Below are 9,304 nucleotides of genomic sequence, written 5' to 3' on the forward strand. Positions count from 1 at the left end.
CCGCCCGCGCCCCTCCGGCCGCGCGCGCGCGCCGCTCGGCGAGGGCGCCGCGCGCGGTCCGGGCCCCCGCGCCGGCCCCGCGCCGGCCCCCCCCCCCCCCCCCCCCCCCCCCCCCCCGCGTCCCTGGGCACCGACGCCCTCGCCCCCGCACTGCCCGCACTCGCGGCCTGGCGGCGCCGCTCCCACGACCGGTCCACCGTGGACGGCTGGCGCTACCGGGTCGAGTGGAAGCACACACCCCTCACCGGGCCCGGCCGGCCCGCACTGACCGGCACCTGGGCGATCGTCGCCGGCAAGGAACAGCAGGAACTGGCCGGCCGGCTCGCCGCACTGGTCGACCAGGCCGGCGGCACGGCCCACGTGACCGCCGAACCGCCCCAGGAACCGTCCGGGCACCAGCCGCTCTCCGGGGTGATCTCGCTCCTCGCCCTCGACTCCCGCCCGCACCCTCTCCACACGGGCGTCAGCGTCGGAGCCGCACGCAACCTCACCCTGCTGCGCACCGTCACCGCCCGCCCGACCCCGGTCCCGATCCACCTGGTCACCAGCGGCGCCGTCTCCGTCGGCCGTACGGACCCGGTACGGGACATCGCACAGGCCGCCACCTGGGGACTGGGCCTGGTGGCCGGACTGGAACGCCCCGACTGCTGGGGCGGCCTCATCGACCTGCCGGAGCAGCCGGACGACCGGGTTCTGAACAAACTGCTGCGGCTCCTCGCACAACAGCCCGAGGACTCCTCGGACTCTGCTGCGGAGGACCAGCTCGCGCTCCGCCCCGCCGGAGTGTTCGCACGCCGCATGGTCCGCGCCCCGCAGAGCACACCGGTCCGGTCCTGGCAGCCCGGTTCCACCGTGCTGATCACCGGCGGCACCGGCGGCATCGGACGCCACCTCGCCCACCACATGGCCGACCGGGGCGCACACAAACTCGTCCTCACCGGCCGCCGCGGCCCGGACACCCCCGGCGCCCCGGAGCTGGCCGCCGAACTCACCGCACGAGGCGTCGAGACGATCGTCACCGCATGCGACGTCACCGACCGGAACCAGATCGCCGCGTTGCTCGCCGAGCACCCCGCCGACACGGTGATCCACGCCGCCGGTGTGGCGCAGGCGACCGCGCTCGCCGACTGCGAGGAGAGCGACCTCGCCGCGGTGACCGCCGCCAAGACCGAAGGCGCCCGGCACCTGGACGAACTGGCCGGTGACGCCACCACGTTCGTGCTCTTCTCCTCCGGCGCGGGCGTCTGGGGCGGCGCGGGCCAGGCCGCCTACGCGGCGGGCAACGCCGTACTCGACGCACGCGCCCAGAACCGCCGGTCCCGGGGCCTGGCAGCCACCGCCGTCGCCTGGGGAGGCTGGGCCGGAGCAGGCATGGCCGACGACGAACAGGCCACCGCGGAACTCGGCCGGCGCGGACTGCACACGATGGACCCGCGCCTCGCCCTCGAAGCGCTCGACCAGGCACTGGACGCCGACGACACCTGCCTGACCGTCGCCGACATCGACTGGGCACGCTTCGCACCCGGCTACACCGCCGCCCGCGCCCGCCCCCTGATCATGGACATCCCCGAGGCCCGGGCCGCACTCACGACCCCCGACAACCCGGCCGACCGCCCCGGCGAGACCGACGAACTGTATGACCAGCTCGTCGAGTTGACCGGACCACAGCGGACCCAGCACCTGCTCGCCCTCGTGACCGAGCACGCCGCCGCCGCGCTCGGCTACGCCGACTCCGCCGCGATCGAGGCCGGCCGCGCCTTCCGGGACCTGGGCTTCGACTCACTGATGGCCGTCGACGTGCGCAACCGCCTGCAGGCCGCCACGGGCCGCAAACTGCCGCCGACCCTGGTGTTCGACCACCCCACCCCCGCCGACCTCGCCGACCACCTGCTCACCGAGGTGCTCGGCGAACAGGACCCGGCCGGGGGCACCACGGCCCGCACCATCGGCGCCGCCGAGGACGAGCCGCTGGCCGTGATCGGCATGAGCTGCCGCTACGCCGGCGGCGTGAACTCGCCCGAGGACCTGTGGCAGCTGGTGCTGGACGGCACCGACGCCATCGGGCCCTTCCCGCAGGACCGCGGCTGGGACGTGGACAACCTCTACCACCCCGACGCCGACCACCCCGGCACCTCCTACGTCAACGAGGGCGGATTCCTCACGGACGCCTCCCACTTCGACGCCTCCCTCTTCGGCATCAGCCCCCGCGAGGCAATAGCCACCGACCCGCAGCACCGGCTGCTGCTGGAAGCGACCTGGGAGGCGATGGAACGGGCCACGATCGCCCCGTCGTCCCTGCGGGGCAGCCAGACGGGCGTCTTCGTCGGCACCTCCTTCGTCGGCTACGGCATCGGGGCCCAGCAGCCAGGCAACGAGACCGAGGGCTTGTTCCTCGCCGGCACCGGAACCGCCGCCGCGTCCGGCCGCATCTCCTACACCTTCGGCCTCGAAGGACCCGCCGCCACCGTCGACACCGCCTGCTCGTCCTCCGCCGTGGCCATCCACCTCGCCTGCCAGGCGCTGCGGAACAACGAATGCGACATGGCCGTCGCCGGCGGCGCCGCCGTCCTGGCCACCCCCGCCTCCTTCACCGAGTTCAGCCGCCAGCGCGGCCTCGCCGCCGACGGCCGGTGCAAGCCCTTCGCCGCAGCCGCCGATGGCACCGGCTGGGGCGAGGGAGTCGGCGTGATCCTCGTCGAGCGCCTCTCGGACGCGCTGCGCGCGGGACACCCGGTACTCGCGCTGATCCGCGGCACCGCCGTCAACCAGGACGGCGCCTCCAACGGACTGACCGCCCCCAGCGGCCGCGCCCAGCAGAAGGTCATCCGCCAGGCGCTGGCCAACTCCCGTCTGGACGCCACCGACATCGACACCGTCGAGGCGCACGGCACGGGCACCACCCTCGGTGACCCCATCGAGGCCCAGTCGATTCTGGCGACGTACGGCCAGAACCGCGCCGAGGACCGGCCGCTGTGGCTCGGCTCGGTGAAGTCCAACATCGGTCACACCCAGTCGGCGGCCGGCGTCGGTGGCGTCATCAAGACGGTCATGGCGCTGCGCGAGGGAGTCCTGCCCGCAACCCTGCACATCGACGCACCGACCCCGCACGTCGACTGGTCGACGGGCGCGGTCGAACTCCTGACGCAGACCACCCCCTGGCCCGACACCGACGGGCGCCCCCGGCGGGCCGGAGTCTCCTCCTTCGGCGGCAGCGGCACCAACGCCCACCTGGTGCTGGAGCAGTACGTGCAACAGCCCGAGCCAACCGCCCAGGACCCGGAGCGCACCCCCGAGCCCGGCAGCACCCCCGAGCTCGACGGCGTGGTGGCCCCCTGGATGCTGTCCGCCCGCAGCGCGGAAGCCCTGCGCGGCCAGGCCCTGCGACTCCTCGAACACCTGGACTCCGCACCCGCCGCCCACCCCGCCGACCTCGCCCACTCACTGACCGCCACCCGTGCCCTGCTCGGACACCGCGCCGCCGTGGTAGCCGCCGAAGACGCGGACCGCCGGGCCGCGCTCCTGGCCCTCGCCCGCGGCGACGCCGCACCGCACCTGGTCCAGGGCGTCGAACGACCCGGAAAGGTCGCCTTCATCTTCCCCGGGCAGGGCGGCCAGTGGGAAGGCATGGCCACCGAACTGATGGACACCTCCGAAGTCTTCGCCGCCGAGCTGTACGCGTGCGGCGAGGAGTTCGCCCACCACCTGGACTGGTCACTGATCGACGTGCTGCGCGGCGCCGAGGGCGCCCCGCCGCTGGACCGGGTCGATGTGACCCAGGTCGCACTGTTCAGCGTGACCGCGGCACTCGTCGCGCTCTGGCGGGCCCACGGCGTCGAACCCGACATGGTCCTGGGCCACTCGCACGGCGAGATCGCCGCCGCCTACGCCTGCGGCGCGCTCACACGCGCCGAGGCGGTCCGGGTCGTCGCCCTGCGCGGAAAGGTCCTCCTCCCGCTGTCCGGCAAGGGAGGCATGGCGTCCGTGGCCCTGCCGGCGGCAAGGACCCGCGCCCTGCTGGAGCCGTGGGGCACACGGCTCTCGCTGGCCGGGATCAACAGTCCCGCGTGGAGCATCGTCGCCGGAGAACACGAGGCACTGGACGACTTCCTCGCCGCCTGCAAGAAGGACGGCGTCCGCGCGAAACGCCTCCAGATCGACTTCTCCTCCCACTGCACCCAAGTAGAGCCGGCGGCACAGGAGCTGGCAGAACTGCTCACCGGCCTCAGCCCCAGCACGAGCAGCATCCCGTTCCACTCCACGGTCACCGGAGAGCGGACCGACGGCGAACTGCTCGACGCCGCCTACTGGCAGCAGAACCTCGCCACACCCGTCGACCTCGACCGGGGCGTACGCGGGCTGGTGGAACAGGGCGCCCGGTTCCTGGTGGAGATCGGCCCGCACCCGGTCCTCGTACCCGCGCTCGGCGAAATCCTCGACGACATCCCCGACCTCACCCCCGGCGACGTCACCGTGCTCGGCACACTCCGCCGCGACCACGGAGGCATCGAACGCTTCCTCCTCTCCGTCGCCGAACTCCACACCCACGGAGGCACGGCCGATCCCACCACACCCCTCACCGGGCTGCCGGTGCGGACCGTTCCCCTGCCGGTGTACCCCTTCCAACGAGAGCGGTACTGGCTCGACACCACGTCCCCGGGCGTCGGCGACCTCGGCGCAGCAGGCCTGAGCAGCACCGGACACCCGCTGCTCACCGCCACACTGACGCTCGCCGACGGCGCGAGCACCGTGTTCACCGGGCGGCTGTCCACACGCACCCACCCCTGGCTGGCCGACCACGCCGTTCTCGGCGCCGTCCTGCTGCCGGGCACCGCCTTCGTGGAAATGGCCCTGCACGCCGGCACCCGGGTACAGACCCCGGTACTGGAGGAACTCGCCCTGGGCGCCCCACTGGTGCTGGGCGAGAACCACGCCGTGGAAGTGCAGCTCACGGCCGGCGCTCCCGACGGGACGGGCCGCCGAGAGGTGTCCGTCCACGCACGCGACGCCGACCTCCAGGACACACCATGGGTCCGGCACGCCACCGGCACCCTGGCCCCCGCCGCCGCGTCCACCGCGCACTCGCTCACCACCTGGCCACCACCGGGCGCCGAACCGGTCGAACTCACCGGCTTCTACGAGAGCATCGCCGACGCCGGCTACAGCTACGGCCCCGCCTTCCGGTCGCTCACCGGAGCCTGGCACCGCGGCGACGAACTCTTCGCCGAGGTACGGCTGTCCCAGGAGGTGTCCGACAAGGGCTACCTCCTCCACCCGGCGCTGTTCGACGCCGCCCTGCACGGCATCGGCCTGCTGCGCCGCCTGCGCGACGACGCCGACGCCGGCCGCACCGCGGACCTCCCCTTCCTGTGGCGGGAAGTGACGCTGCCCGCCACCGGCGCCGCGACACTCCGGGTCAGGCTCACCGAGTCCGACGACGGCATCGGCCTCGAACTCTTCGACGACACCGGAACCCCGGTCGGCGCAGTGGGAGCCCTGGTGGCCCGGCCGGCGGGCGCCGAACTGGCAGCTGTCCGCCACGGTCTGGCCGACACACTCCTGCACGTCGACTGGGATACCGAGATACCGCTCCCCGCCGCCGTCTCCGGCCGGCTCGCGCAGCTCGGGGACGACACCTGGCTGGACGGGGCGTTCGGGGACACCAAGCCCGACGAGGCCGACATCGTCCTCGCGCCCTTCGTCGCCCCCGCCACCGGACCCGACACGGCCGACGCCGTGGAAGAGGCCGTCACCCGGGCCCTCGGCCTGATCCGCGACCGGATCGCCGACGAACAGCACACCGGACAACCCCTGGTCCTGGTCACCCGAGGCGCGGTCGCCACCGGCGACGACGACCTGATGGACCTGGTCAACGCGCCCGTACGCGGCCTGGTGCGCTCCGGACAGGCCGAGCACCCCGGCCGGTTCCTGCTGCTCGACCTCGACCCGGCGACCGAGCCGGACCCCGCACTGGTGCACCGGGCCGTCGTCGCCGCACTGGAAGCGGAGGAGACCGACGTCGCCGTACGCGGCGGTCTGCTCCTCGCGCCCCGGCTGGTCCGGATGCCTCCGCCCGAAGAACCGGCCGACGAGACGGAACCGGGGCCCCGTACCGGCCTGGAGACAGCCGACGGCACCGTACTGGTCACCGGCGCCACCGGCACCCTCGGCAGCGCCCTCGCCCAGCACCTGGTGCGACACCACGGGGTGCGGCACCTGCTGCTGATCAGCCGCAGCGGCCCGGCCGCCCCCGGCGCCGACGAACTGGTCGCCGAACTGGCGGACCTCGGAGCCCGGGCAACCGTGGCCGCCTGCGACGTCGCCGACCGCGAAGCGCTGGCCGACACCCTGGCCCGGATCCCCGCACGGCACCCGCTGACCGCGGTGGTGCACACCGCCGCCGTCCTGGACGACGGCGTACTCACCCACATGACGGACCAGAGCCTCGCGCGCGTACTCGGGCCCAAGGTACGAGGGGCGGTCAACCTGCACGAACTCACCCAGGACGCGGACCTCACAGCGTTCGCCCTGTTCTCCTCCGCGGCCGGTGTACTCGGCGGAGCGGGACAGGCCAACTACGCGGCTGCCAACGTGTTCCTGGACGCCTTCGCCGCGCACCGCCGCCGGCTGGGGCTGCCCGCGGTGTCGCTGGCCTGGGGGCCGTGGGCCGAACGCACCGGACTGACCGGAACACTCACCGAGGCCGACGTACGCCGGGTGACGCGCTCCGGCATGAGCACGCTCACCACACAGGACGGCATGGCCGCCTTCTCGGCAGCCTGTGCCGCCGGCCGGTCCCTGGTGGTGCCGATGGCGTTCCGGCCGGCGGCCCTGCGGGGACGCGACCTGGTGCCCCCGCTGTTCAGGACACTGGTTCCCCGCCAGAAGCAGCGGACGGAGGCCGGCTCGGCAGACCCGGCGGCTCTGCGGGCCGCCCTCTCCGCAGTGACCGAGGCCGACCAGCGGCGCATCCTGCTCGACCTGGTCCGCAGCCAGGTGGCCACCACCCTCGGCTTCGCCACCGCCGGGCAAATCGACGTCGACCGGGGCTTCCTGGAAATCGGCCTCGACTCCCTGACCGGCGTCGAACTACGCAACCGGCTCGCCGCCGGCACCGGGCTGCGACTGCCTGCCACGCTGGTCTTCGACCACCCGAACTGCACCGAACTCGCCCGCTACCTCCGCAGGGAACTGAATCCCGAACCGGTACGGGAGGCCGACAGACTGCTGGCCGAACTCGCCCGCCTGGAAACCGACCTGGCCCGCGTGGACGGCGACAAGGAGGGCCGGGCCCGGGTGGCGGCCCGACTGCGTGCCCTGGCCGACCGATGCAACGGCGAGCAGACCAGGCCGCAGGAGAACCTGGACTCCGCCTCGATCGAGGACGTCTTCGACCTCCTCGACACCGAGTTCGACACGCCGTGAGAGGACACGAACACCAGACCATGAGCGACACGGACCCGGACCAGCAGGAAAAACTCCTCGCCTACCTGAAGCGAGCCACGACGCAACTGCGCGACGCCAACCGCCGCGTACGCGAACTGGAGGACCAGCCACGCGAACCGATCGCGGTGATCGGCATGGCCTGCCGCTACCCCGGCGGCGTCCGCTCCCCGGAAGACCTGTGGACACTGGTCGAGTCCGGCACCGACGCGCTCGGCCCGCTGCCCACGGACCGGGGCTGGGATCCGGCACGGACGGCAGCCGCGCCACGCGGCGGATTCGTCCACGACATCGGCGACTTCGACGCCGGGCTTTTCGGCATCAGCCCGAGGGAAGCCGCCGCCACCGATCCGCAGCAGCGCCAGCTCCTCGAGGCGTCCTGGGAGGCGTTCGAGCGGGCAGGCATCGACGTACGCACCCTGCGCGGCGGACGCACCGGCGTCTTCGCCGGCGTGATGTACCACGACTACCCGTCCGTGGTCGACCCCGAAGCCCTCGACGGCTACCTGGGCACCGCCAACGCCGGCAGCGTCCTCTCCGGCCGCATCGCCTACACCTTCGGACTGCAGGGGCCGACGGTCACCGTGGACACGGCCTGCTCCTCGTCCCTGGTGGCGCTGCACCTCGCCGCGCAGGCGCTGCGCGCCGGCGAGTGCGACCTCGCCCTGGCCGGCGGGGTCACCGTCATGTCCGGGCCGATGATGTTCGCCGGATTCGGCCTGGAAGAGGGCAGCGCCGCCGACGGCCGCTGCAAGTCCTTCGCCGCCGCCGCCGACGGCACCGGCTGGGGCGAGGGCGTGGGGGTGCTGCTGGTGGAGCGGCTCTCCGACGCGCGCCGCAACGGGCACCGGGTGCTGGCGGTCGTGCGCGGCAGCGCGGTCAACTCCGACGGCGCCTCCAGCGGCCTCACCGCCCCCAACGGACCCGCCCAACAACGCGTCATCCGCCAGGCCCTGGCAAGCGCGGCCCTCGCACCCACCGAGGTCGACGCCGTCGAAGCACACGGCACCGGCACGACCCTGGGCGACCCGATCGAAGCGCAGGCGCTGCTCGCCACCTACGGCCAGGACCGCACCGAACCCCTCTACCTGGGCTCCATCAAGTCCAACATCGGCCACACCCAGGCCGCCGCCGGGATGGCCGGAGTGATCAAGATGGTGGAGGCGATCCGCCGGGGCGTACTCCCGAAGACGTTGCACGTCGACGAGCCCACCCCCCAGGTGGACTGGTCGGCGGGCGAGATGGAACTGCTGACCGAGGCACGCCCCTGGCCGGAGACCGGTCGGCCCCGCCGGGTCGGAATCTCCTCGTTCGGTGTCAGTGGTACCAATGCGCACGTGATTGTGGAGGGGGTTTTGGCTGAGGAGCCCGAACCCGAACCCGAGGCCGAACCCAGGCCCGGGGCTGGGGCTGGGGCTGGGCTTGGGGTTGTTGGTGGGGGTTCGGGTTCTGCGTCGTCTGTTGGTCTGTGGGTGCTTTCCGGGCGGGACGAGCGTTCTTTGCGTGCTCAGGCTGAGCGGCTGCGGGGGTTTGTTGTGGCGCGGCCGGAGTTGGCGGCGGTGGATGTGGGGTGGTCGCTGGCGACGACGCGGTCGGCGTTGGAGCATCGTGCGGTGGTGCTGGGTGGTGGGCGTGATGAGCTGCTGGCCGGGCTGGGTGCGCTGGCCGGGGGTGTGCCGGCTGCTGGTGTGGTGAGCGGGGAGGTCCGCCCGGGCAAGTCGGCGCTGTTGTTCTCGGGTCAGGGGTCGCAGCGGCCGGGGATGGGCCGCGAGCTGTATGAAGCCTTTCCGGTGTTCGCGGATGCTTTTGATGCGGTGTGTGCCCGGGTGGATGTGGGCCGGCCGTTGCGTGGGGTGGTGTTCGG

The 9,304-nt window shown here is 73.2% G+C and carries 1 protein-coding gene and 1 pseudogene; both read left to right on the forward strand.

The genetic code is table 11. The features are described from left to right. Positions 1 to 198: 198 nt before the first annotated feature. Positions 199 to 7,422: pseudogene (locus tag JS521_RS28140) on the forward strand (type I polyketide synthase); the annotation flags it as partial. Beyond that, the coding region (locus tag JS521_RS28145) for a type I polyketide synthase (protein WP_372448624.1) at positions 7,419 to 9,304 on the forward strand (1,886 nt) is incomplete at its 3' end. The pseudogene JS521_RS28140 and the gene JS521_RS28145, both read left to right, overlap by 4 nt.

It is taken from the genome of Streptomyces durocortorensis (assembly GCF_016901035.1).
Lineage (GTDB): Bacteria > Actinomycetota > Actinomycetes > Streptomycetales > Streptomycetaceae > Streptomyces > Streptomyces durocortorensis.